General features: G+C 37.9%; 18 protein-coding genes. All 18 read right to left on the bottom strand.

Annotated features, from left to right (window positions below; genetic code table 11):
- Positions 1-26: 26 nt before the first annotated feature.
- Positions 27-1445, bottom strand: coding sequence for an aminotransferase class I/II-fold pyridoxal phosphate-dependent enzyme (locus tag LC095_RS15235; RefSeq protein ID WP_226528957.1), 1419 nt, complete (start codon positions 1443-1445; stop codon positions 27-29).
- Positions 1446-1473: 28 nt separating this feature from the next.
- On the bottom strand, positions 1474-5997 hold the full coding sequence (locus LC095_RS15230; RefSeq protein ID WP_226528956.1) for a non-ribosomal peptide synthetase: 4524 nt from the start codon (positions 5995-5997) through the stop codon (positions 1474-1476).
- Positions 5998-6083: 86 nt separating this feature from the next.
- A complete protein-coding gene (locus LC095_RS15225) occupies positions 6084-7352 on the bottom strand; it encodes an ATP-grasp domain-containing protein (protein ID WP_226528955.1) in 1269 nt (422 codons plus the stop codon).
- A 28-nt stretch (positions 7353-7380) separates the two neighbouring features.
- The gene (locus tag LC095_RS15220) at positions 7381-8076 is read right to left on the bottom strand and encodes a 4'-phosphopantetheinyl transferase family protein (protein ID WP_226528954.1); all 696 of its coding nucleotides are present in this window, start codon (positions 8074-8076) and stop codon (positions 7381-7383) included.
- Between the two features lie 100 nt (positions 8077-8176).
- Positions 8177-8899, bottom strand: coding sequence for a thioesterase II family protein (locus tag LC095_RS15215; RefSeq protein WP_226528953.1), 723 nt, complete (start codon positions 8897-8899; stop codon positions 8177-8179).
- 558 nt (positions 8900-9457) lie between these two features.
- Positions 9458-10609 (bottom strand): enolase C-terminal domain-like protein, encoded by a 1152-nt coding sequence (locus LC095_RS15210; RefSeq protein ID WP_226528952.1) that lies wholly within the window; start codon positions 10607-10609, stop codon positions 9458-9460.
- A gap of 579 nt (positions 10610-11188) precedes the next feature.
- On the bottom strand, positions 11189-12151 hold the full coding sequence (locus LC095_RS15205; RefSeq protein ID WP_226528951.1) for a Gfo/Idh/MocA family protein: 963 nt from the start codon (positions 12149-12151) through the stop codon (positions 11189-11191).
- Positions 12152-12244: 93 nt separating this feature from the next.
- Positions 12245-13084 (bottom strand): sugar phosphate isomerase/epimerase family protein, encoded by an 840-nt coding sequence (locus tag LC095_RS15200; RefSeq protein ID WP_226528950.1) that lies wholly within the window; start codon positions 13082-13084, stop codon positions 12245-12247.
- 62 nt (positions 13085-13146) lie between these two features.
- Positions 13147-14121, bottom strand: coding sequence for a Gfo/Idh/MocA family protein (locus LC095_RS15195; protein WP_226528949.1), 975 nt, complete (start codon positions 14119-14121; stop codon positions 13147-13149).
- Positions 14118-15128 (bottom strand): Gfo/Idh/MocA family protein, encoded by a 1011-nt coding sequence (locus LC095_RS15190; RefSeq protein WP_226528948.1) that lies wholly within the window; start codon positions 15126-15128, stop codon positions 14118-14120. Before LC095_RS15190 ends, LC095_RS15195 begins: the two co-directional genes overlap by 4 nt.
- A 41-nt stretch (positions 15129-15169) precedes the next feature.
- The gene (locus LC095_RS15185; protein WP_226528947.1) at positions 15170-16147 is read right to left on the bottom strand and encodes an ROK family protein; all 978 of its coding nucleotides are present in this window, start codon (positions 16145-16147) and stop codon (positions 15170-15172) included.
- A 28-nt stretch (positions 16148-16175) separates the two neighbouring features.
- Entirely contained in the window at positions 16176-16988 is an 813-nt protein-coding gene (locus LC095_RS15180; protein ID WP_226528946.1) for a carbohydrate ABC transporter permease, read from the bottom strand.
- Positions 16989-17005: 17 nt separating this feature from the next.
- A complete protein-coding gene (locus LC095_RS15175; protein ID WP_226528945.1) occupies positions 17006-17947 on the bottom strand; it encodes a carbohydrate ABC transporter permease in 942 nt (313 codons plus the stop codon).
- A gap of 126 nt (positions 17948-18073) precedes the next feature.
- Entirely contained in the window at positions 18074-19333 is a 1260-nt protein-coding gene (locus tag LC095_RS15170) for an ABC transporter substrate-binding protein (protein ID WP_226528944.1), read from the bottom strand.
- A gap of 126 nt (positions 19334-19459) precedes the next feature.
- Positions 19460-20674, bottom strand: a complete 1215-nt coding sequence (locus tag LC095_RS15165; protein ID WP_226528943.1) for an ROK family transcriptional regulator — start codon at positions 20672-20674, stop codon at positions 19460-19462.
- A gap of 455 nt (positions 20675-21129) precedes the next feature.
- The gene (locus LC095_RS15160) at positions 21130-22695 is read right to left on the bottom strand and encodes a SagB family peptide dehydrogenase (protein ID WP_226528942.1); all 1566 of its coding nucleotides are present in this window, start codon (positions 22693-22695) and stop codon (positions 21130-21132) included.
- Between the two features lie 17 nt (positions 22696-22712).
- On the bottom strand, positions 22713-24659 hold the full coding sequence (locus LC095_RS15155) for a TOMM precursor leader peptide-binding protein (RefSeq protein WP_226528941.1): 1947 nt from the start codon (positions 24657-24659) through the stop codon (positions 22713-22715).
- 2 nt (positions 24660-24661) lie between these two features.
- Entirely contained in the window at positions 24662-26566 is a 1905-nt protein-coding gene (locus tag LC095_RS15150) for a putative thiazole-containing bacteriocin maturation protein (protein ID WP_226528940.1), read from the bottom strand.
- Positions 26567-26602 lie beyond the last annotated feature (36 nt).

The following is a 26602-nucleotide window of genomic DNA, read 5'->3' as shown; positions in this document are numbered from 1 at the left end:
CTCCCCTCCCTTAAATGCTTATCTTCCTAGACATGCTGATGTGTGTACATGTTTTCAATCTTTCGTAAATTTCGAATGATATTTTCCACATGATCATGAATGAGAGTGATGCGAAACCACGTTTCATTGGAGTGGACCGGAATCCCAAATACATTTCCTGGAAGCACCCCGCATTTTGCTTCATTAAATAATTTATTAAAAAAAGCATGGTCATGATCGGAATGCAGTTCAGGATTCATTTTGATAAAAAATACATTACCGATTTTCTGGTTTACATAATCAGTGAACACATTGGACTGTGTGACAAAATCAATGAGCTGTGTTAATGCATCCTCTTGAATATCGTTTGATCGTTTAATCCTAGTTTTATAGTTTTGATACAAATCCAATTCAGTCATTTTATTAAAAAGTTGTTCACCACTTACTTGCTGACTCCATCCGAATAAGCCTTGCGTAAAAAACTTCATATCTTCAAGGACTGGTTCCTCTTTAACGATCGTTTTGTATTTAAAATATAAATTCAATGCAAAGTATACGAGTGAATGAGTATTCAGACTATTTTCCATAGATGAGATCATATATTTGTACTTTTCTGTAAGGCGTGGATCTCCAAACCAATAACCAGTACGATAACCGGAATAAAATGGAGTATCTTTCGAGCATCCGTATACTTTGACGACATAATCCAAACGGTCGGTCAAATTAAAGATTTCTGTAAACCCCCTCTCCCGGGGAAAGACAAGGTCTTGATATATGTTATCTGCAATAAGATATACTTCATTTTCCTGGCATAGCTTCACGATTTTCTTTAATTCTTCCACATTATCGCCTTCATACGTTGATTGCGCAGGATTGTTGGGATAAGTAATAACAACAGCTGCCGTTAAAGGAGAAATGACACTCTCTATTTCTTCACAAGTTGGTAAAAAATGATTCTCTCGTTTTGTATGTACATATCGAGGTGTTACTTTACCTTGCAGATTTGAAAGCTGAGCTGTATAGACAGTATAATTTGGTAGAATTAAAACCACTTCGGGTTTTTCCGTCATTCCTTCCTCTTGCTTGTGCTTTAAAATGGCATTTATTACACCATTCATGACATTTGTGCAGCCATTTCCACAGCCGATTCCCGCCTGATTCACTAGGTTTCTCGCAATCTCCTCCCGGCCTGGTGCATGCTCGAGCAGTCTAGCTAATTCCAGTGCACGGATCAATTCATGCATCTCTGTATAGCCGTCCGGTGATGTATAGCCAGGTTCGATTGAGTGCAGATTTGCCATCTCGGTTCTTGTGAAAATTTCAGGAAATAGATTGATATTAAAGTTCATATTATCCAACACATCGATCTTTTCACGCCTGTCAAAAATAATGCTCCAATATTGAATCAATCGTTGGTACATTTCTAAATTTTCAATGTCTTCTTTGTAATAAGCATTTATCGACACAGAAACACTTCTTTCTATTGGGAGATTTTTAGTCCATTAATAGTAAGTCCAAATCTTCCTGATCTAACTTAACCGTGTCAAAATCAGATGGAGTAAACTCAATATTTTGTTTGTTCATGCAATGATCCACGATTTCTGTCAGCTTGTTGATCCACTTCTCCATAAATCTCGATATCCATTTCTCACTGAATTGACTAGTAGCATATGTCACAGACAATCGCAGCTGACCTTCAATGATCATCACAGATATATCTAGTAAAACGTTGAAGTTATTCATTTGTCCGAGATCATGACCTGTGAATTCCTCTGACAAAGTAAACAGGTCAGAAGTCTCCAAATTGTTAAAATCACCAAGATAGTTAAAGCGAATGATCTGTTGTTCGTTCGTTTTCGGTAGCTGTTGCTTACTTATATAGCGTTTTACTAAATAATCGAATCCTTTTTTCGGAACCTGGCGAAGCTGTTCTTTCACTGTTTTAATCTGGTCGGCTAACTCAAAATTTGGTAATGTTACTAAAACAGGGTAAATACTTGTAAACCACCCCACTGTGCGGGAAACATCGATCTCATCGTTCATTTCTTCTCGCCCATGTCCTTCCATCTCGAAAAGGATGGTTTGGTTATTTGTCATTTGCGACATTGTTATAGAAAGCGAGCTTAGTAATAAATCAACTGGTTCTGTTTGGTAAGCAGTATTCGTATGGAACAATAATTGTTCTGTTACATCTTTGATCACTTTTTGACTGACTGTTGCAGTCTGCTTCATTAGTTGTTTACTTCCGTCCGTTCTGACAATGAGTTGAGGGCTTTGATGTGCCATGTTTTTCGTCCAATAGCACTCATTTTCTGTATGTAAGCTGTCAGCATATTCTGTCACCTGTTTCGTCCATTTTTGATACGAGCTTGTTTTTGGTGGAAGCGAGATTTTTAGTAATTGCCTCTTGCTGTCTAAAATTGTTGCCAAATCCTCAAGCAAAATTCTCCATGAAATACCGTCAACAACAAAATGATGTGCGGTAATTAAAAGCCGGTTGCCTTGATTCCCTAAATAAAAGATAGCCGCTTTAATTAATAAACTGGTTTCAAGATCAAATGAGGATTTTAACTCCCTACCAATTTCAGCCATTTTATGAAGCTGGTGTTGGTAAGTCAATTCAGACAAATCAAAGGTTTTTAGCTGCACATGTTCATCTAAATGCTTTGGGTTATAATAGAAAACACCATCAGAACGAAGATTAAGCCGCAAGCTATCATGATGTTGTACTAAAACGTCCATAGCTGTTTCGATGTCTTTGGATTGTACTAACTTATCAAGTCGCAGCAATACAGATTGATTGTAATATTCCGGCTGTTGATAACCTTGATTAAAGAACCAATGATAGATCGGGGAATAGTCCAATTCTCCCTCCATTGGTGCTTGCTCATTTTCTTCGTTGGCATGTTCTTTTCTTTTCATATTAGCTGCCATTGTCGCTATATGCGGATAGGCTAATATGTCTTTCGTTCTAAGGACATAACCGATTGTGTTCAAACGAGATGATAATTGAATCGCTTTAATCGAATCACCACCAAGCTCAAAAAATTGATGGTCCAATCCAATGGTGCTAATTCCCAGTACATCCTCAAGAGCAGCTACTAACAGGCCTTCTTTATCAGAAAAAATGAAAGCTTCCTGGCTCATTTCCTCTTGGTTACCAGTAGGATCTGGAAGTTTCGAACGATCGATTTTCCCATTTGTTGTTAATGGAATTTCATCCACAGACATGATATGCACCGGAATCATATATGCCGGTAGTGAAGAGCTCAGGCTTGCTTTTATGACAGATGGGTCCATATTTTCCTTAGAAACAATGTAAGCAGACAACTGCTTACGTCCATCTGGCATTTCGCATGCCGTTACATATGCATGTGTGATAGCTGGTAAAGCTAATAATCGAGCTTCTATCTCCTCTAATTCAATCCTGTATCCATTTATTTTGACTTGATGATTTTTTCTACCTACATATTCAAGTAACCCGTTTTCGTTAAAACGTACCAAGTCACCAGTTTTGTATAATGTCTTACATGTTAAGAAATGATCCTCTATGAAATGACTTTTTGTTAAATCATCACGACACCAATAGCCTTTTGCCACTCCATCACCGGCAATGTAAAGCTCACCAATGCTTCCCATCGGTAGAGGCTGGTGATGTTCATCAAGGACATATAGCTGCACATTATTAGCTGGTTTGCCAATCGGCACCGAATGACCGGTATCTGTTTTTGGATCATATTTATGAATCATACAACCGACTGTTGCTTCTGTCGGTCCATATTCGTTAAAGATAGAAATGGTTCCTTGAAACTGATCATATACAGTTTGCGCTGTTGATACTTTAAGATTCTCTCCCCCGACAATTAGCGTTTGAATTGAGCTGTCTTTATAACATTTCTCATGAAGCAGAGCTAAATGAGCTGGTGTAAGTTTAAGTACGGTCACTTTGTTTTCTTGTAAAATATTAAATAATACGAACCCGTCTTTCGGTTCTTTATATATTCGAATTTCATGCCCTCCAATTAATGGTGTGAAAATGGATGTGACAGTTAAATCGAATGATAAGGGGGAATATAAAGCAAAAACAGCTGGTTTTTCATTTACGTACACCCTATTTGCCCACCAACAGTAATTTGTCAGGCTGCTATGTCTGATCATTACACCTTTGGGTCTTCCTGTTGAACCAGAAGTATAGATCATATAAGCCAAATCATGTGGTTCAGGCTGTCTGACATGATGATCTATATATATCGTTTCATCCATATTCTCCAACTCTGCTACATGTAAAATCTGACCATCAAAGTGAATCTCCTCTGGAAGATCGATATTTATCACGATACAAGTCAAACAGCTGTCTTCTATAATTTCTGTAATCCGCTCGTCTGGATAGGTATACTCGATCGGAACATATGCTGCCCCTACCTTTAAAATGGCGAAAATTCCGGCAATAAGTTCCATAGAATGTGAGCCAAATACTCCGATTCTGCTCTCAGGTCCAATACCTATTTGGGCAAGCTTACCTACAAGTTGACCAATTCTATTGTGCAGTTCCTCATAGGTCCAATGGTTTGTCCCACAGCTTAGGGCAACCTTTTCCGGGGTAAGCCTAACCTGCTCCTCAAACAATTCCACAACCGTTTTATCTTTTGGATAAGGTCTTGTTGTTTGATTATATGAAACTAGCATTTTTTCTCGTTCTTCTTCAGTAATGATAGAAAGATCTCGAACAATGGAATTCGTGTTTTCCATCACTAAATGTGCTAATTGAACTAGTCTACTAGACATCTGATCAATATCAGTCTCGCGAAAAACAGATGTTTGATAATCAAATTCCAATGAGAGTTGGTTTTCCGCCCATTCATTTATGACAATTTGCAATGGGAATACTTGCTGACCCGGGTGTATTTCGGTTAATTCAAATTGGTAACTGAACAATTGATGAGATGGAGAAAATGGATAATAATTAACAACGACTTGAAACAAAGAATCATACCCGTGCTTCTTAAGCTGCAGATCTTGAATCAGGAGGTCGAATGGGTATTTTTGATGATGATAGGAATTGCGGATTTCTCGCTTGACCGTTGAAAGCAGGTCAAACACTGAGGCATTTTGATCTAGATGAAATAACAAAGGAATGGTGCTCGTAAACATGCCAATTGTCTGTTTTTCCTTAGCTCCTGAGCGATTGTACACAGGCATACCAATTGTGAATTTCTGCCTTCCGTACAATTTATGTATAGATAAAGAAACTAAAAAAACAAAAAAATCATTTACTGAACAATTATTCTTTTTCGTCCATTGATAAATGGAAGTTGTTAATTTACTGTCAAGAGAATATGCTTTTCTTTTAGCCTGGAGCTGATCAGCGTTAAACTGAAAAATTGGCTCCGGAATTAATTGAAATTTATTGAGCCAATATGCTCTGTCTTTAGTTGCACGTTTAGAATCGAGGTATTTCTTTTCTCGAATAATAAATTCTGTATAAGAGGTATTTTCTATGTGATAAATAGGTTCACCCTTTGATAACTTCTCGTAGTTGCTGCCAATTTCTTTCGTCAAAATCTCCATAGACCAACCATCAAAAATGAAATGATGTAATTTAGCGAAAATTCCCCAATGATCATCGTCCATTTGATAAATTGCGAAATAATAATGCGGTTGACCATTCAATAGTAACGGCGTATTCTTCTGTTCTTGTAGCCACTGATTGAATGAATGTTGCCGATCAGCTGCACGACGAAAGTCAACAACATTTATTTTTGTGTCATGGATGTTTGAAATTGATTGGACTGTTTTCTCAGATTGTTGGGCTATGATAAGGCGAAATGCTTGATGCTTTTGAATGACAGTGTGAATGGATTGGATCAGTAGTTTGGCGTCTACAAACCCTTTAATATCTCCAATACCACAAATATGATGAATCGACGTATCAGTGTACAACTTTTCATCGTACCAAATCCTTTTTTGCGGATGGCTTAGCGGATAATAGTGTTTCTTTTCATCTGTTAGATGAATCATTAAGGTGAAAACCTCCTCTTCAACTGAATATCCTAACTTCTGTTACTTCTGACACGACCTATCCCATATCAAAAATAACACGTTTATCATATATCGAGATTTGAGATTAATTGAGACTGTTGTTCTTGTTTCACATCCACCTTTATCATGTTTATTGCTCTGTCCAATAGTAGACTTGTATCTTCATATGAAGTTGTTTTTGCAATAATAAAACCAAGACGATGTGATGCATTTTTAGGAACGTGGACTTGATCTCCTGCTTTTGAAGTAAGAGTAACCTGCTGTATTCCATCTAAATTCTTAACTTGATCGACTCCTAGAATTTCTACTAATTCACCCGGTTGATCGGAAACGATAAAATGAATCCCCGCACATCCTGTATGGTTTATTTTGATGATAAGCGTTTTTTCACCGATTGCACTCTTAGTTTGCAATTCTAGCAAATCAACTTCTGTCACAGCTTGAATTAATTCCGGAATCATTCCTCCTGCAGGTCTGGCATTTATTTCAATAATTGCACAACCTTTTTTTGTCCATTTTATCTCTGTATGTGTTACGCCATTGACAAATCCAATCGCTTCTAATGCTGCTGATACAGTCTGAATGATTTCACTCTCTAAATCACTCGTTAATCGTGCAGGAAAGATATGCTTGTATTCAATAAAATATGGATATCCTTTCACATGTTTTTCTGTTATTCCAACACAACTTGATACACCCTGCCACGTAAACATTTCAACACTATACTCTTGATCATGTAAAAATTCTTCTACAAGAACAATTTTAGAAGGTGCTTGTCCACGAGCATTATGAGGTTTATTAATAATTAAGTGGAATTGTTTGACTGCTTCTTCTTTTGTTTCACAAATACGAACATCGTTAGAACTGCTTTCATCTGTAGGCTTAACCACACACGGCAGACCGATATTTAATATTTCTTCCTGTAACTCTTCAACAGAATGAACTGCTCTAAACATTGGTTGTTTTATTTTCGCCTCTGATAAAGCAAGCCGTGTTTTATACTTATTACGGCATAGGGTCAATACATCGGGAGGGTTTCCAGGCAGACCAAATATCTTAGTTAGTTCTGAAACAATGGTTAAATAATACTCACTTGTCGTCATGATTCCGGAAATTTCTTCAGAGGTGAAGGTTGATTTGATTACTTGGATTAAGTCAGTAACAGAGTTTGTATCACAGGATATAATTTCGCAACCTGTTTCATTCAATCCCACATAAACATCTGGACGTTGTGTTAAAAATACAGGATCATACCCCCATATTTTCGTCTTATTTAATAAGATCATTCCGGTCCCTGTCGTATTAGACTCCACAAACAGAAGTTTTTTCCTCATCACTTATCACTCCATATCTTAACAACCATTAGTTTGAGATTATATTTTGAAAACGAAATGCTAAATCATTTGATGATTTCATATGTATTTGTTCAGGAAATACGGAAGTCCGGGCACAAACTGATAACGCATAACTGTCATCAATTTCATACTGATGAAAACACAAATTTTCATTGTCAGAACTGGTCTGCAATCTAATTTTCTCATCAACAAAAACGATCGAAAAAGACTGAGGTGGTATTGATAATCCCTTGCCAACCGCTTTTATATAACTTTCCTTTAATGTCCACACCTTATAAAAATGCGCCAGTGTGTTTTCTTCAGGTTGTTCATCTAATTGCGTCTTTTCTAATTGTGAGAAGCAGTAATCCGTTATTGCAAGATCAATTGGTACAATTTCTTCAATATCGATTCCAACAGGTAACTCATCAAAGACTGCTACTACCCAATGACCTGAGTGTGATAGATTAAACTGTAAGTTTGGAAATCCAGCTATTTCGGGTTTTCCAAACTTATTTTTAACAAAAGTGATCGTGTCATTACTTAATCCCCATTTTTCCATCACATAAGTCCGAACAAGCAACTCACTGAATAACGACCGCCATTGATCTTCGGGAAACTTAAAGTGACGAAGCATTTTTCTCCTGTCAGGACTCAAGTAGGTACTTAATCTATTACACAAGCACTGATCGACATCTTCAATTCGTACTGCAACAATTTCCATTTACATTAACCTCAAAAGTTATTTTCACAAAATGATTTTCATCTACGTCAATAACGAATATGTTTGTTGAATCTGACTTTTTAATTTTACTCATTGCTTTTCACGATAAAAAAGATGTCAAACGATGGTAGATATACTGCTGTAGTTTTGCATCTTGAGTGCGAATGAAAAAATGATCACCATCATACATTTTCACCACTACTGTACCTGAAGTTAATTCACTCCATTTTTCCAAACTTTCCATCGAAGTAAGATTATCCTGATAGCCACCTAAGATTGACATTGGACATTTTAATGGCTCTCTATTAATAAAGTTATATGTATCACAAAGTTTAAAATCTCCTCTAAGAACAGGTTCGTAAAGTTCAAGCGCCTCAGGGTTCTCAAGAATTTCCTTTGGCGTCCCTCCAAGAGATCGCAGCTTTTTAAGAAACATCTCTCTTGGCATATTATGAAGGAGTGGTTGCTGATTCTCCAATTGTGGTGCACTTCTTCCAGATAGAAACAGATGGGTAGGTGAAATTCCATAGTCTTGCTGTATCTTATGTGCTAATTCATATGCTATGAGCGCTCCCATACTGTGTCCAAAAAAAGCAAAAGGTGTATATAAGTATTCACGAAATTCATACGAAAGCTCGGAAACTAGAAGATCCATTTGACTAATAGGCATTTCAGTGAATCTTGTCTCTCTACCTGGCAAAATGGCTGCATGCACTTCAATATCCTCATTAAAGTCCCAATGTCGATAAATGGAACTTCCTCCACCTGCATACGGAAAACAAAAAAGCTTAATTTTCGGGAAAGCTCGAGGATTTCTGCACATAAACCAGGAAGAACAGGCGTTTCCCATTTACCTCTCCACCTTTTACTGATAAATAATATTGATTTTTAAGGAAAATAAATAATTATTTTAATATTCTAAATTATAAACCAACTGGAAGAAAATGAACATAATGCCAAAGTATGGGGATTGTTTATACAGAAATAGGTATTTCTCCCAGTTATTTTTATAGTAATTTTATTTTATATAAGCATAAAGAAACGGGTTATCCTATATGAATAACACAATTAAAAAGGTATTACGTCCTATGTTAAAGACTAAATTTGTGATTACGAACAAGACACTTTTATAAATGGAAAAAAAGCTTCCGAACTAACAATTAATAAACATGTTATAAAAGATGCTCCCTATTGCAGTTTCCGTTTAGGGATTAAGGAGGATGCCAAACACGTTGGAGGAATTAGTCTTTTCGGCCATAAGTTTGAAACTATAGACAAGATTTACTTATGAAACTCACTTTCTAAAATTTTTTTTAAGTTACTGATATAAGTAAATAAAGATCCACTCCTATTTAATAAAGGTGTGGATCTTTATTTGAAATTACCTTACAAGTTTTTTACAAAGTTTCCATCCGGATTTTTCTACCATTTTACTGTAAAAATGATGATCCAATTCAATACCGTATCCTGGTTTATCGGGCACTTCCACCTTTCCTTCATTAATAATGTAGTTAGAACCATCGATTCCTTCAACATTTATTTCATCCCATTCGATGAATAAAAAACCTTTAATTAGTGGAGCTAAATGCCCCAATACATAATTTCCATATACACACCCATAACTGTGTGGTGCTGTATATACATTTGCTTTATCAAGTTCCTGACCTAAATTTTTCCACTTATGAAAACCATAGTGAAGGATGTCATACTGTATTGCATCTAAATAACCCTTTTTCGCCCAATCAACTATTTGTGGTGCGGAATTTCCTTCACCGTCTGTTACAAGTACATTCAATCCCTCATTTTGAATCCAATTCTTTAAATTTTCAAGAAGAGGTGGATCTTCATGAAAGGCTTCCTCGATCCATGTGATGTTAGAATGGGCAGTTGCCTTCAGAACATATTTTGTAAGGTTTAAGTTATAACCATTATTAGCGTCAATCATAATTTTAGCCTCAGGACCTACTGCTTCTCGAACTCCATTTATAATGGCAATGTCTCTTTCTGTCCCCTTATCTAGAGGCATGTGCATTGCTCCCCGTCCAACTTTAATTTTGTATGCTCGATGTCCCCGTGCTTTTCCTTCTAAAGCCTGCGATTGAATCAGTTTTACCGCATCATCATCGTCCTCGAGGTGGAGGTCATCAAAATAGAGAGAAGTATCATAGCATGGAACACTTATTTTTAAATCTGTGTCACCTATTAATAACTTATAAACAGGCTTGTTCTTTATTTTTCCTAACCAATCTAATAGTGGAAATTCAATATCATAATGAAGGGGACTTACCTCTCCCCTATTATTAAATAACTCATCAACCTTTTTACCTAAAAGTTCCTGTGCTCGTTGCTCATTAATACGGGACCAACCAAAGCCTTCTTGCCCTCCAATTGTTACCCGGACGAGGTCTAAAGGAACACTATCTCCATGAACACCAAGGCGTGCATTACACCCTGCAGCACGTATCCTTTTACCTGGTAGCTTGCACCATTCCAGTCTCTCAATTTCTTCATTGGCTATATTTGACATATCCATATAATTCTCTCCTTTATATCAATCTATTATTTAGTTTCTGTAAAGGATATACATTTTAAAATTTGTTTTGAAATAGTAAGAAGGTTATATATTGCATAATTACTTTAAGGCAAAATAATAACACCGGAATCCACATCGCTTTCTATTATTCGCTATCAGCCCTTATAAAATATTTTCACTATAAAAGTTGTTTTATAACAAAAACATTGTTCCAAAAGATACAGTTTCCTTTATTATTGTTCCCTTGTTTATATTTATGTTCTACTTATCAAAATAATCTAAAAGTTGTTATAAAACTAAATAAACATCTAATATCCTATATCAATCTTTAATTACTTCTCTCTCTTTTAATCAACTCTTTAAAAGTACGTGGAAAATGCTCTATTTATCTTTAGACTTTTTAAGGTAAGCGCTTTAAAATAGTGTCAATACATAAAATATTCGTTCAATAAATAAAAAAGACTGTACGGTGTTGGAACACTCTACAGTCAAAACTCTTCTAAGTTGCTTCTAAACTCTAATTTCTGTCTCGATAAGAATTATTTGAAACCATATTAAATTTCAGACTTCGTTTCTGAATTATAATTGAACAATTATACCTTTTTCATTTGATCTATTAGCTGCAAGAGTCACGTTTAGTGTTTTAAGTCCATTTTCATAGGATGATAGAATGAAATCTTTATTTTTCGTTTTGACTGCGTCAATAAATGCATGATCTTGTATTTCATAGAAATCGACCTTTGACGAATAAGTCGTTGTTTTTTCTCCATCAATGATCGTTACATCTGTTCCATTCACTTCCACTCGGAAACCATTTCCCATTACCTCCAGGCCCATTCTGTGATCGGGCTGTGTGAGGGAACAATCTAAATGTCCTACCGCATCCGTTGCAAACGTAACATTAATAGATGAAACATCAGGGATATTCATTCCCTGTATATCTTTTAAGACATGTAGATTCATATCAGCAGAAACCGAAACGATATCTCCAGCTAAATAACGCATTATATCTACAATATGGGTGGCCTGTTCTACAAGCTGTCCGCCTGATTTTTCCATTTCCCTAAACCATGGCGTTTTGACAAAGGATGTTAAATAATAGCCTCTTACCATGGCAATCTCTTTTCCTGACAAAAATTCTTTTGCGATTGCAACAGTATCTAAGTAACGTAAACAATAGCCTGTCGCACATAGAATTCCGGCATCGTTGATTGCTTCTAACTTTTTCTCGACGGAATTCATATCCAATCCTACCGGCTTTTCAACCATCAAATGAATCCCAAGGTGTGCTGCCTTCTCCTCCATGTCACCATGTGCAAATGGAGGAACACAGATAAATAAGGCATCCAGGTTCTCATTTGAAAGCATCACATCAAAGTCTGTATAAGCACTCGCACCATATTCTTCCCCTGCTCGTCGTGCATTTTCCTCAGCAATATCGCAAACCGCAGCAATCGTTGCATCCGGGTTTTTTGCCATGTTTCGCATGTGGACAGCTGCTATTCCTCCTACGCCAACAAATCCAACCTTTACTTTTGACATCATTCTTCCCCCTTAAAGTTTTACATGGAATAAAAAAACAGAAAACTCTCTGCTAGATAGATAGGTTAAAAGAGAGAGCATCTGTTCACATCGTTAACTCGTCACCGATTCTTGCAAATTAAAAATGAACTCCATATTTCGTGAGGTATCCACAGCTAAAGGTCGAGGATCAAGTTTGTAAGGTGTGATTTCAGCTGTTATCGTATCGTTGTAGTCAATTTCTTTTAGTGCTTCAATAACATTGCGCCAATTGACATCACCTGCGAGTAATGGGACGAATCCGGTAATGTTTCCAACAGACGTATTAAAATCTTTTACATGTATTCTTTTAATCCGATGCCCTAACATTCGAATCCATTGTTCCGGGTAGCCGAACTGCAATACATTTCCGACATCAAAATAAGCTCCAGCATAATCAGAATTTAATTCGTCAATGTAGTTCACCATTTCAAGTGGTGAAAGTAAAAACTTATTCCACACATTTTCAATCCCAATCGTCACGTTGTTCTTCTCTGCCAGTGGAAGCAGTTTTCTAAGTTCAATCTGACTGCGGTCATAGCATTCAGAATAGGTTATTGTTTCTGTTACAACGCCCGGGACAACTAAAACGGTATCAATTTCCATCACAGCCGCTAATTGAATTTGCTTTTCTACCACTTTTCTACCTTGTTCCCTAATAGCTCCATCTGGATGACTAAGTGGACATTTCCATAATAAACTGGTTGATAGACTTTTCACTTTTAGATCATAGGTATCTGCAAGCTTTACGATCTGCTTTGCTTCCTCTTCTGTTGTTTCCATTGTTAGCCCTATACCGCCAGCATCATAAACATTTAATTCTACTGCATCAAAGCCTGCATCGAGACTATATTCAAATACTTGTTCAAGTGGAGTTCCTTCAGGATAGCACCATTGATTGATTCCCTTTAACATGTAAAACCACCCCTTCATGAAAAGAGGTCATCCCCTTAACTAGAAATGACCTTTACAATTTTTTAAACAAGAGATACGGGCTGTTTCTTTTCGGAAGATTCATAGGCTGCGATTGCTACTTCTAACGCCTTGAGACCATCTTCACCTGTAATGGAAGGAACCCGATTTTCTTTTACGGTTGTAATAAAATCAGCGACTAACGCATCGTCCATGTTGTCTCCCCAGAAATCCCACTGTGCACCGTCTTGATTACTATAGACAGCTGTTTTCTGTTCGAAGGCATCAACTACAAGCGTACCATTTGTGCCGATGATCTCCAATGTGACATCTCCCCATGTTGGGTAGGTTTTGTTACGGGACCAGCTGCAATCTAATGTGGCAAACATGTTATTATCAAATTCCATTGTCAATAAGCCACAATCATCAATATCATACTCCGAGATTTTGTGATCAACTTCAGCATAGACCTCGGTTACTTCTGCACCTGTATACCAACGAATCACATCAACGACATGGACCGTGTGATCGATGACAGCACCTCCACCTGATTTTTCCTTATCGACAAACCAGCCTCCAGGATTTGTTCCACGATTTGTTCCTTTAATCGCAATGATTTTCCCAAGCTCGCCATTATCAATGATTTTTTTTGCGTTTACGATTGGTGTGTTAAATCTTACCGGAAAAGCAGTTTGAAGAATGACATTGTTTTCCTTACATACTTGGATCATTTTTTTCGCGTCTTCCACTTTTGAAGCTAGTGGCTTTTCACATAATATATGAATCCCTTTCCTGGCAGCACTTACAACATGCTCGATATGAAGACTGTTTTCAGAGGTAATAATAACAGCTTCTATATCTTGATCTAATAATTCACGGTAATCCTCAAAGTACGTCGTCTGAAATTGTGCAGCTACCTTTTCTCCGCGCTCTTGATTGTCGTCTGCAATCCCAACTAGTTCAATTCCGTTTATTTTCTGTAATGCGTTGGCGTATCCGAATGCATGACCATGGGCAAAACTTATCATTCCGACTTTCATCGAATAACCTCCTTTACTTTTTCCTCATTTAAGACAACAGGTTTACCTGTTTCAATTGATTCTAAGGCAGCTAAAGAGATTTCCATTGCTTTCACTGCATCTTCTGCCGTTACTATTGGTTGTTCGTTATTCTCGATACACTGTATAAAATGCTGCAGTTCCATAAAATAAGGATTATCTTTTAACGGACTTTCAGGAACGGCAACACCACCTGTACTGCTGCTATTCCGTCCAGTCACAACAGGCTGAACCTTTGAACTATCAAATTCAATAATTCCACTTTTACCAGCGATTTCAAATTTCGTTGTAAAGGTTTGATGTGCCCAAGTTCCTTCCACGTGAGCAATGACACCGCTTTTGAACCTCAATGTGACGAGCGCATATTCTACTCTTGAATAAACACGCCCTTTGCTACTTTTCGCGTATACCCGTTCTACTTCACCGAAACACCATCTTAAATAATCAAAATCATGAATAATCATGTCTAAAACCAAGCCGCCGCTGCTGTTAAAATCAGCGTACCAGTCATTTGAGGCATTTGGAAAACCGCCACCTCGAGACGTTCTGACTACCGCCGGAGAACCGATTTTATTCGTATCAAGTAATTGCTTTGTTTTAACATACTCTGGAAAAAACCGTACAACATGCCCAACAAAAAGTTTTACATCCTTTTCTTGACAGTAGGCAATCATTTCCTTTGCATCTGACAACGTTCTTGCAAGAGGCTTTTCACAAACAACATGACTGCCTTGATTAGCAACCTTCATCAAGTATTCCTTATGAAGTGGGGTCGGTAAGCAAATGGACACGACATCAATCTTTCCAATACTTGCTACTGCCTCCTCATATGTACGAAATGCTTTAGCCCCAACCTGCTCTCCCAGCTTTTGTGCTTTCGGATAATTAGTGTCAACAATTCCCACTAACTCGACGTTTGTTAATTTTTCATAGCCCTGAGCATGAACGGATCCCATTGTTCCAGCCCCAATAACAAGTGTTTTAAACACAAGCAACTCCCCTTTAACCTTTTTAAATGAAACAATTCTCCTTACACATTAATACTTGGTTCAGTTCCTTCATTTAGAAAAAATAAACCTGATGCTCCCATCACACCTGCTCTTTTCCCTAACACAGTTTTGCTTATCACAACATCTCTACTCATTTGAGTGATACTATTACCCCTTACATATTCTTCAACTGTTGGTAGAATAAAGTCAGACATATTCATAATTCCACCTCCAAAGACGATGGCCTCGGTATTGAATAAATGGATTAAGCTTGTTACACCCGCTCCCAAGTATTCACCAACTTCATGAAGTAATGAGATCGAAAAAGAATCACCTTTTTCAGCAGCTATCGCGATCTCTTTATTTGTTATTGTTGATCGTGTTTTAAGATCATGCAGCAGGCTGGTGGAATTCTTTAGTCGTTGATTTGCCAGCCTTGCAAGTGCTGTTCCTGAAGCATACCGCTCTAAACAACCTCTGTTTCCACATACACACCGTTCACCTTTATGAACGATGGTGATGTGTCCAAATTCACCGGCACTATCATGGATTCCAGTTATCAGTTTGCCGTCGCTAATGATTCCCGCTCCAATGCCGGTGCTTACGGTAATATAGATAAGATTTCTTTTACCAATACCTGCACCCCAAATCCATTCGGCAATGGCGGCGGAATTCGCGTCATTACAAACACGAACAGGAAGGTGAAAGTGACCTTCAAGTAAGGCTCCAATCGGATAGTTTTCCAACCCTAAATTATTGGCATAGACTACTTTCTGTCGCTTCGAATCTATGACACCCGCCGAAGCAACGCCAATTCCTCTTAATCTACTCCTATCTACATGGTCGATTAATTGTGTAATCGCGTTAACTAGAGTAAATGAAATATGATTTGAATCGTGTATAGACGTTTTGCATTCCAGTTCTCTGATTACCTTACCATCAACCGAGATGAGCGCTACTAATAGTTTTGTTCCTCCTAAATCCACCCCGATTGCTAGATCTTTTTTCTCTAAGCTCATCTGTATCCTCCTAAGCAATTCTAGTAACCTATCTTCTAACACCTTGTAAGGCAATTCCGGAAATGAGATGTTTTTGGAACAAGATAAACATGATTAGCATCGGAATTGTTGAAAGTACAGCTCCAGCCATCAGTAACGGATAATCAGTTGAATATTGTCCTTGGAATGCAGCAATTCCAACTGAAAGAACTCTCATATTCTCAGAACTAGTCATCACAAGCGGCCAGAGGAAATCGTTCCATGCTGCAAGGATAGTAAAGATACCTAGTGCAATGAGTGCCGGTGTTGCATTCGGGAGAATGATCCTCCAGTAGATACCGAACAATGAACATCCGTCCATCGTTGCTGCTTCGTCCAGTTCCTTTGGTATCCCCATAAAAAACTGTCTTAATAAAAAGACACCAAAGGCACTAAACATACCAGGTACAATTAATGCATAAAACGTGTCAATCCAACCAAGCTGTGTTAAGATTGCATAATTTGGAATTAAAATAACTTGTGGAGGAACCATCAACACAGATAGAATCGCGATAAAAATGGTATTTTTAAAAGGAAATGTTAATCGTGCAAAGGCAAATGCAGCAAGCGAACATAAAAACAACTGTGCGATCGTTCTGCCAAATGTTAAAGCAATTGTGTTTATATAATATTTCACAAAATTAACACTCTCAAAAACTTCTGCATAGTTTTCAAATTTCCATTCTTTCGGTAAGATGGTTGGCGGTACCTGCATAGATTCTCCAAATGTTTTCAGCGAAGTGGAAACCATCCATAAAAACGGTACAATCATGATAAATGCCCCGAATATCAGCAAAATATGATTACCTATTTTTAATTTCATTTGTTAACAACTCCTTTTTATCCATCATAATGGACCCACTTCTTCTGGAAGACAAATTGAATGATTGTAACCGCCAGAATAGCTAAGAATAAGAGGAAAGCTTGCGCAGAAGCCATGCCCATTTGTGAATACTCAAAGCCTGTTTCATATACCCCGAATACAACTGTCCGTAATGGGTCTAACAGGGCCGTACTTTCCCCAATCATAATATAAATTAAATCAAATACTTGGAGCGAGCTAATCATCCCTGTGATGAATACGAAAAATAAAGTTGGTGTGATAAGAGGCAGTGTAATGTTGAAAAACTGTTTTATTTTTGAAGCACCGTCTATTTGTGCAGCTTCATAATAGGTTTTATCGATTCCTTGTAATCCAGCCAGAAGGAGAATGACATTATTTCCGACCGTCATCCAGACGTATACTAAAATAACGGAAACCAGAGAAATATTTGGATCAAACAACCATGACGGTTGTGGAAGCCCTAATGAACCTAACATGTAATTAATAAGTCCATATTCCGTGTTATATAGCCACTTCCAAACCATTCCAACTGCGACAGGCATCGTGACAACAGGTAAGAAGTAAAGCGTACGGTACATCACCATTCCTTTAATTCTTTGGTTCAGCAGCAAAGAGATAATAAGAGCAAAAATAACAGAAAGCGGGACAGAGACAATCGTAAAAACGATCGTATTGAGCACTGAACGAATAAAGGATTCATCATTTAGTAATGTTATGATATTTTCCAGCCCAACATATTCTGCCGTACTAATGCCATTCCATTTCGTAAACGAGAGAGCAAAAGACGCAATCGCCGGAAACATATAAAAGACGAAAAGGCCAAGAACAATCGGAGCTATAAATAGATATGCCCATAATACTTCTTTATTCGGCTTCTTTTTTCTCACCTTAGGTAGTACTGGTTCCTGTCTTTTCTCAGTAGCTAACGAATTTTCCAACTAAATCTCTCCTTCCATTTTAGATTTTTTCTCTTCCCTTTATTCAATAAAGGGAAGAGATTAAACATCTAGATTGAGAAGGGATTCAGCCATTTTCATATGTGATAGTCCCTTCTCAAACCTCTATTATTCTTTTTGTTCTTCTTCTAATATGGCATTCATTTCCGTTCCAATTTTCTCTAACGCCTCGTCAATTGTCTGTTGACCTAAAAAGGCTGCTTGGATTTCTTTTGTTTCAACATCTTGCCATTCTGCGGTACGTTTTGATACTGGATAAGCAGCTCCTGACTCTTGAGCATCAATAAAGACTTGTAAATCCAATGATGGTAATGATTCTTTCCAAACATCACTCATCGATTTAATCGCAGGGATTGAAAAACCCGTTTCAGCAATTACGCGGTTTCCATCTTCATTTGATAAATACTTTACTAGTTCCCATGTTAAGTCTTCATCTTTTGTTTTTTCATTCATTGCCCAGCCAATACCATGGACAATGGTTGCTTCCTGCTTTCCTGCCGGAAGTGGTGCAACTCCGACAGAGTCTCCTAATTCCTCCGTATATGTAGAGGCTTTAACATTGATTGCCGGTATCATTGCAAGTTTATTGGAAATAAATAATTGATCAACTTCTGTTTCAATTTGTGATTGTGTAGATGGAGATATACCTTTATCCTGTAAATCTTTTAAAAAGGTGAAAGCTTCTTTAGCCTCTGGGGTGTTAAATCCTGAAGTCGTTTTGTCATCACTGATGACAAAACCGCCTGCTTGGTGCATTAAGTTGTAGTAACCTGGCTGACTTGATACAGTATGTGCGGCATAGCCATATATGCCTTTGTCGGGGTTTGTTAATTTTTCGCCGGCAGTTTTTATGTCTTCCCATGTCCAAGATTCATCCGGGTATTCTACGCCTGCTTCGTCAAAAATTTCTTTATTGTAAAATAGACCAACAGCATCAACAAAATAAGGTGCAGCGTATAACTCTCCTTCTAATGAATAAAGATCCACAACAGCCGGGAAATAAGTATCTTTGTTAAATGAAGCATCTTCTGTAATAAATGATTCAAGATTTTTAATTAAGCCTTGTGTTGAATATTGATAAAAGTTCGGACCATTCATCCAGAATACATCTGGTCCACTTCCTCCCCCTAAACTTGTTTTTAATTTTGTCCAATATTCTGCAAATGGTGTATACGTGACATTTACTTCAACATCCGGATGTTCTTTCTTAAAGGCTTCGATTGAGGCATCAACTGCATCGCCTGCATTTTCATCCCATAATGCAACCTCTAGCGTTTTCTTATCTTTTCCACTACTAGAATTCGAACTACATGCTACTAAAGAGATAATCATTAATGTTAGCACGATCCAACTAACTATCTTTTTCATTTTTCCCTGCACCCCTTTTTATCCTTTGATTGACAAACCAAAACCAGAGTAAAGCTGAAAAACGACCTGTTGTTCTAAGATGTAGTGTCATTCTAGTAGTACCACCCCCTTAAAGGTTAAGATATATTAAGAAATTTCAAATTTAAACTTTCCATGAAGCAGCACAGCTGCCGATCCGAGTAATTCAAAATCAGGGCCAAGTGATGTACTTTGGATGTTAACCCGATCTTTTAATACCGGAATCACCTTATTTGCTACCATTTCATTAATTCGTTTTAATAGTCGCGGATTATCTTGTACTATACTTCCACTTAAGATCACAACTTGTGGATTAAACATATGAACAATATTTGTTACGGCAATAGAAAGGTATTTCACAACCTCCTCCAAAATTTCCACTGCCAATTCATCTTGACGGTTAATAGCCTCAATAAATGTCTTTGGTTTGATTTCGTTTAAATCATTTTGTGAAAGCTCTTTAATAATTGTGTTAGAACCTGTCGTGATGATCGCGGATACGATTTTTGAATATATGGTCGGCCAATTAGTGTAGTTTTCTAGACAACCTTTGTTGCCACAATCACACTTCACCCCATCTTGAACGACAGTTGTATGACCAAATTCACCTGAGCTGCCAAGAAAACCACGATAAATCGAACCATTTATTAAAATACCGGACCCTACACCATCACCAATCGTTACATATAGTAAATCTTTATAATGGCTGAATGATCCAAAAAAGTTTTCTGCTAAGACATATGCATTTGCGTCATTATCAACGAAAGTAGGTAAGCCAATTTTTTCCTCAATTATGTTTTTCAACTCAACGTTATATAGTTTCAATTTTGAGTTATAAGAAATGACTCCTTTATTTGCATCCACGATCCCTGGAGTGATAATTGAAATCCCCTGGCATTTTTCAAGATCCGTCTTATTCTTCGTAAAGCTTTCAACAATTCCTAATAAAAGCAGAATCATCTCATCTCCAAGGCAATTGTTCGTAGGGTGTACTTCTTTTTTTAGAATGTTTCCTTCAAGATCCATATCTGCAATTTTAATACAAGAGTTCGTGATCGATACACCAATGACTAAGTGGGCTTTCGGATTAAAGCGAAGTAATACCGGCTTTCTTCCTCCACTTGAACTTCCAACTCCATCCTCATAAACAAGCCCTTCATTTATGAGCTCAGCTACAGCAGATGTAACCGTTGTCGGACTTACCTTAATGGCTTTGGCAATTTCAGTTCTTGAGATTGCACCACGTTTACGAATTGTATCCAATATTAGCGATCGATTTAACTCCTGTATTAACCTTAAGTCCCCTGTACGTTGAATATCCATGTGTTTTTCCTCTTTTCACCACTTACTTTTTCCAGTGACTTTAATTAGTTTCCCGAATAATATATGTCATTATTTTATATAAAACAATATAATCCCCGTTGTTTATGAGCATACATGAGAATTCTAATGATTTCGACATGTTTGTAAGACATCCTCACAACAATTCTCCATCACTTACTTTCTCCATTGCCTTTATTAAGTATAATAAATGATCGAACATAAAATGTAAACGCTTTATTTTTTATTTTTCTTAATTTATCGAAACTTCTTTATACTCATACTATTTCTTCTTATTGACCTACTTCCACCCAATATTCTTAGTGATATTTTTTGTAGACCATTAAAAACATGTTCAACTCTTAATTAATATACGAACCATGAAAACCTTGAAAGGCAAGAGCCAATCAAGGTTTATAGTTTTATTATTCGTATTTTCTTTGAAGCCCTTTATTCTATTAAGTATGAAGCCTTCCCATCAACCATGGTCTTTGTCGATAAGGTCCAATAGGTATTTGAATAAAACTAGTTTTTCCAAGAGAGTTCAAGTTGTATAGTTGATCGCTTAGATGAACGTCAAAACCGAGGAGCGGGTGGCCACCCATTTCAAGGGCTGATGCCGCTAATAATAATTTTTGGACGAGCATTCCCGCTTCCATTTGTTGAATACGATATCCTCTGTAGCCAAGTGAATCCTTCTCGTAATCCTTATCACCAACAACATGTATGGTGATTGGTACTTGCAGGAGATTTACATTACCTAATGACATGCCTGATTGCAGTATGAGTCTGTGGTCCCCTGGATTTACCAGGTGCAATGTGTGTGCACTATTGTCATAGAAATAAGCTCCATTAGCGATCCCTTCTATATTATATAAACAGGCAAAAATAGAGACACGTGGTTCATTTATACTTCTTTGCTCTATGTCATTACGATAACGGAAAGATGCTGTTGCCTCATTTAGAAGGTGGGCAAGTTGATTTAGACTTACCTTTCCTAAAATGAAGTCCATATCAGGTGACATTCGCTTTTGACAGATTGATTTGAAATCATATGAAAGCCGATTAACCAGAGGTAAAGGTACCACCTTTCCCTCAACTGTTCTATTCTCCTTTTCCTCGATCCATCGAAAAGTAGCAGAATCAAGCATAGAAGCTTCATTCAATCTTAGTAACATTGGAAACTCTTTTATTCTCTTTGATTTAATATAATGTTTATGGTGTATAGGAGTTAATTCTTGTAAAAGTTCTGCAGCTAAGACATTCACGCCATGACGGTTTCCTGTCCAAATGGTTGGTTCTACTGATAGCGGAATGACGGCATATGTGCTTTCTTCTTGTTCGGCGAGCCCAAGAAGATGGTTTATCGCACGATCAAGATATTGATAGTACACACCGGATGCAAATCCAAAACGCTTAGCCACTTCTAATAACTGCCCCATCAGTACACCTGTATCTAACCCATGGAGACGGTAAGCAAAATTATTGTACTTGAAAAAGTTTTTCCAAAACATCGTGGAGATAAAAGCAGTGCCAAAGCAAGATGTAAGATCACATCGGTATCCTAGCGTCCGGGTAAGATAATCGTCAAAATTGCCTTCTCGCAATAGAACTAAGCGGTGGTGAGAGGGATCAAAATGATAAATGCCTTCAGGTAAGTCGTCAATTTTTAAATAGACGTATAATTCGTTTGGATACAACCCTCCACCTGAAGGAGCAAACCTTCTATAAGATTGCATCACTTCCAGATTATTCTCTGTCGAATCCATCGGGAAAACTGATTGGTTAAATTGAGTGATCCCATAAGCATACCAAAGAAAGTGACCGATTTTCCTAAGATCTGGCTTTTCTGGAGCATCCTGACCTTCCAGCGTTAATGGGATATCCAAAGAAAGCGGAATTTCGGGTAAGTCATAGAAAAGCTTGTAAGCTAGGGGGTCATCTTCCCATTCCACCTCCCAGTTTGGTATGCTAGCCTTATCGACGTCAAAATGTAAATTGTGCAAAAACTCATCAAGATTCATCCTTCCATCCTCCCTTCTTATGGAAACGGATGTGGAAGTGGATTAAGCTCTTCATATGTCAGTGGGTCTGTCATATACCCTAATTCCATAGGAACCCGCAATATCCGCTCTAAACCTGATACGCGCTTTAGATGATGCCCAAAGGTCATCGGCACCATTCCGGGTATGAGCACTTTTACACAATGCAATCCGTTTTGTTTAAGTTCAGGTGTAGTCTGATCAACGACAATGACATCCAAGTTTACGCTCCGTAACGCTTGAAGAATATCTTGAAGATCTTCTGTAAGATCAGCATGATTTGACTTCCACTTGAATTCTTCGTTAAATGCTTTTGAAGGTGAGTGATTGTTAAGTAAAAAATGCAACCGTTCTTCAGCTTGTGGTAATCCATACAGCATACCATGGTCATCCATCAGTTGGACTAAAGAAGAATCTTGTAACATACGGACATAGTCTTCTTTGTTTGCTTCCAGTTTGTCATCCAGTGTCAACATCATGCCAGCCAACTCATGAACAGCCGTTTTCACAGCCCGCACTGGATCCAAATGAGCCCCGGCTGCGCAGATTAGGTTTAACCCTTTTTGCTTTTTGTTTTTTGCTAATGCGACAATGCTAGGAATTCCGTGTTCCATTGTAGAGTTATATACATATAGATCATATCCTCCAACTGTACTCATCCGCTCAATCATCAACTTTAGTTCTTCATCTTCAGTAGAATATGGATCGATACGTGGTAAAGCTAATTTTGCGTACCAGGTCATAAGAAACGAATCACGTTCAACCACTTCCATAATGCCGTAAAAAATGGCTTCTTCTAAACTTCCTCCTAGTGCACACCCGTTGGAGGTTTCATAGACAAATCCCCGTGACCCGCAGCCCAAACTGTAATAAGCAAGTAACTCTGGGACGAGAATCGGTCGATCCTGTAAAAAGGAATAACCCCAGACCCAATTCATTGAACGTTCAGAATCAAATTTTTCAAAGGGGAATCCCGGGCGTTGATACTGCGCTTCTTCATGTACACCAACCGATTGGGGATTTAAGGCTTGATCTTTTACATTTTTATAAGAATCATATACCACCGTCCGTTTTCCACGTGGCTCGAGACCACAGTATCGTTCCAATCCTTCTAAAATGGCAGTTAATTCACTTGCTGCGTAAGAATTTGTACGGCCGGCTGTACCTTCATCTCCCTCGAATAATGGTAGATTGACAGTTACATCCGCAAATGGAGGCACGAGATTATACATCTTATCATTAAGCAGACCTGTTCGAGAATCAAGATAGTCTTTGGCTAACACATTTTTCAGGTCATCTAATGAACGGGTACGGTAACTTTCCATGCTGATCTTGGGACTTTGCTGAAGGGAAATTCGAGCGAATTCCGGTGAATCATCAGGTATGGAACTACATACCGTACATTGTGGAACAGGCAGGAAGGAATGCCATGAACTCTTCAATGTTTTTAGGTTGATGAAACCAATCCTCTTCTCTACTTGATTTTGTTTTTCTTTGATAAACCTCTGAATCTCTGTTTTAAGGAGATAAACCATCTGTAATAACCCTGTCCGTGATATCCAGGCTTCATTTTGTGTTTTTCCAGTGTCCTCTAAATTTTTATGCATCTGCCACATCTCTCTACGATGTCTTCCGGTTATAATTCGGCGCAGATCCGCGCATTGAGAACAACCTGAAATTTCAGGATAAACCAAAGGTCCTAAAATACCTTCTCCAAATGATACACACCCTCGAAGCCATGGGGTATTGCTTGAGCTAAACACATGTTCTGAGATTTGATGAATAGAAGGATTCCATTCATCATGTAAGACCAGAGCTAAATCAATGGTTTTTGGTACGACTGGATCAACATGTGCCTTTCGTACAATCAGAAATTCTGAGGATAACTCCTTACAAAAAAGGTCTGCCAGCAAGCCCTCACCAACAACCAGCAAATCAGCACTCACCATCATTCCTCCTCTCTTACCACAACTCCAAATATCCCTGCTAAACCTTCTTTTATAATCGGCTCAAGTTCCAGTTCAAAAACATCAAGTTGCTTTCCATTTCGGCCCAATACAACCTTTGCAGATTGCAACAGCATAGATTGTTTCTGAGTATCACCATCAGGTATAGTAAGTTGTATAGGTGCTTTTTCGTTAAATAGCACGGATGATGCAATTAAACCTTTGGAATTTATCGGCTCCTCTTTGTTTTGTGATTTAAAAAGAGCCTGTTGCAATGCGTTTCTTAATGAAAATGTTATATTCGTATCTACACTTCCATACCACCCATTTTTCGTCCCAATCCATACTGCAGGGAAGCCATGGACTTCATCACCTAATCCTATCAACGGCTCACCCTGGATCGTTGTTAAGGCCTGTAGATAAAACCTGCACCGTTCATCTTCTACTAAATTCAACTTGATTCGAGTCAGAGAAACAGTATTGTTCGTCTGATTTCTTTTCATCTCCTGTACTAAACACTTTTGTAATCCTCGATAGACACTTTCCGTAAATGTTTCACCTGCTCCAATTTGAACATATGTTGGCAGATCGTACGTGGCCGTTAATCGAATTGCATATGCTTCAATTCCAGCTAGACCCGCTTCCCTTCTAGCATCTTCGTGTGTTAGTCCCGAACTGATGACACTTTGCAACAACTCAGCAGGTCCATCAGACAACGGATCGATTGCCTGGACCCGGCACTGTGCTAACGGAAGCTGCTGCAAATCTTCCTCATCCCAGGTATGGAAAATCCCTGTTGCCTTTGATGTTAACTTATTGAAAAAAAGAAGTAATTTTCCTGATTCTTCTTTTTCCAAATCTTCCTGAATTCGTTCATCAAAATCGCCGACTACAATTTTAGTTATTCTATTTTCACTACTATCTAGTGGATGAGGAAGAAATGTATGCCAGTTCCCTTCCATCGTTTCTAAATCCAGTAAATAGTATTGATTATTCTGTTCCCGTTCCGTCACTCCGGTAATGTCTTTAAATAATTCAAATACAATGAGATTAGAAAGCATTGCCCCGGCTGTGGAGGAAAAAGTTGAAATTGGATTTGCTTTAAAGAGTTCTGTTCGATGGAGTCTGCGCCATGCAGATTCCCAACAATACTCTGAGCTTGGTAAAACTACAGGCCCCGCCATCCCAATCTGCTGTAAACATAAAGCCGGGATAAATACTTTCTTTTCTTCTCTACAAATCGTATGGAGAAGTTTTAGCTCTTCTACATTCCCCTCTTCTGACACGTATAATATATAGTCAAACGGCTCCACAATCTCTCTCCATGTACTTAGTGAGATCTCCTCAACTGTAACCTCCGAATCAGTTTTTCGAGCATGTGCCACGAGTTCATTCAACCGCTGTATATTTGTCTGTTTCCTATCTGTTATAAGTATTTGAAACTTAGGTAATCCGGATTCTAGTAATGCTGAGATCAATGAAACAAACATATCTCCTGAACCAACGGTCAATGCTTTTACCTGACGATAATTCTGAAATCGAAATGCTGCAGAATCTACAAAACTATCAATAAATTCAATTTGTGAAGCATACTTTTTGAGGACCTGTTCAGACAATTGGTACGGATGGTCCCGACTTACATCTTTAACAAATCCATTTTGATACAATGTTTCAGCAATTTCGTACACTCGATCACGATAAGGTCCTGTTAATCCTGTTGTCAAACTCTCTAAAGTATTTTCTCCATTGAACATCGGTATAAGATTCTCAACCCACTTATTAATCATACTGCCTTCCATACGAAACGAACTTACATTATTCCGAAAATATACACCGCTGTTAGCTTCAGGGAGAAAAAATGTGTCCCTTTTCACCTTCAGACGCATAGAAGGGGATAAATTTGTCATAACGATCCTCCTTAGCCGCAGTTGCTATTGTCTTTC

Source organism: Metabacillus niabensis, assembly GCF_020524345.1.
GTDB classification, from domain to species: Bacteria; Bacillota; Bacilli; order Bacillales; family Bacillaceae; genus Metabacillus; species Metabacillus niabensis_B.
Note: the sequence above shows the minus strand (reverse complement) of the source record. Positions and strands in the feature narration are given on the sequence as shown.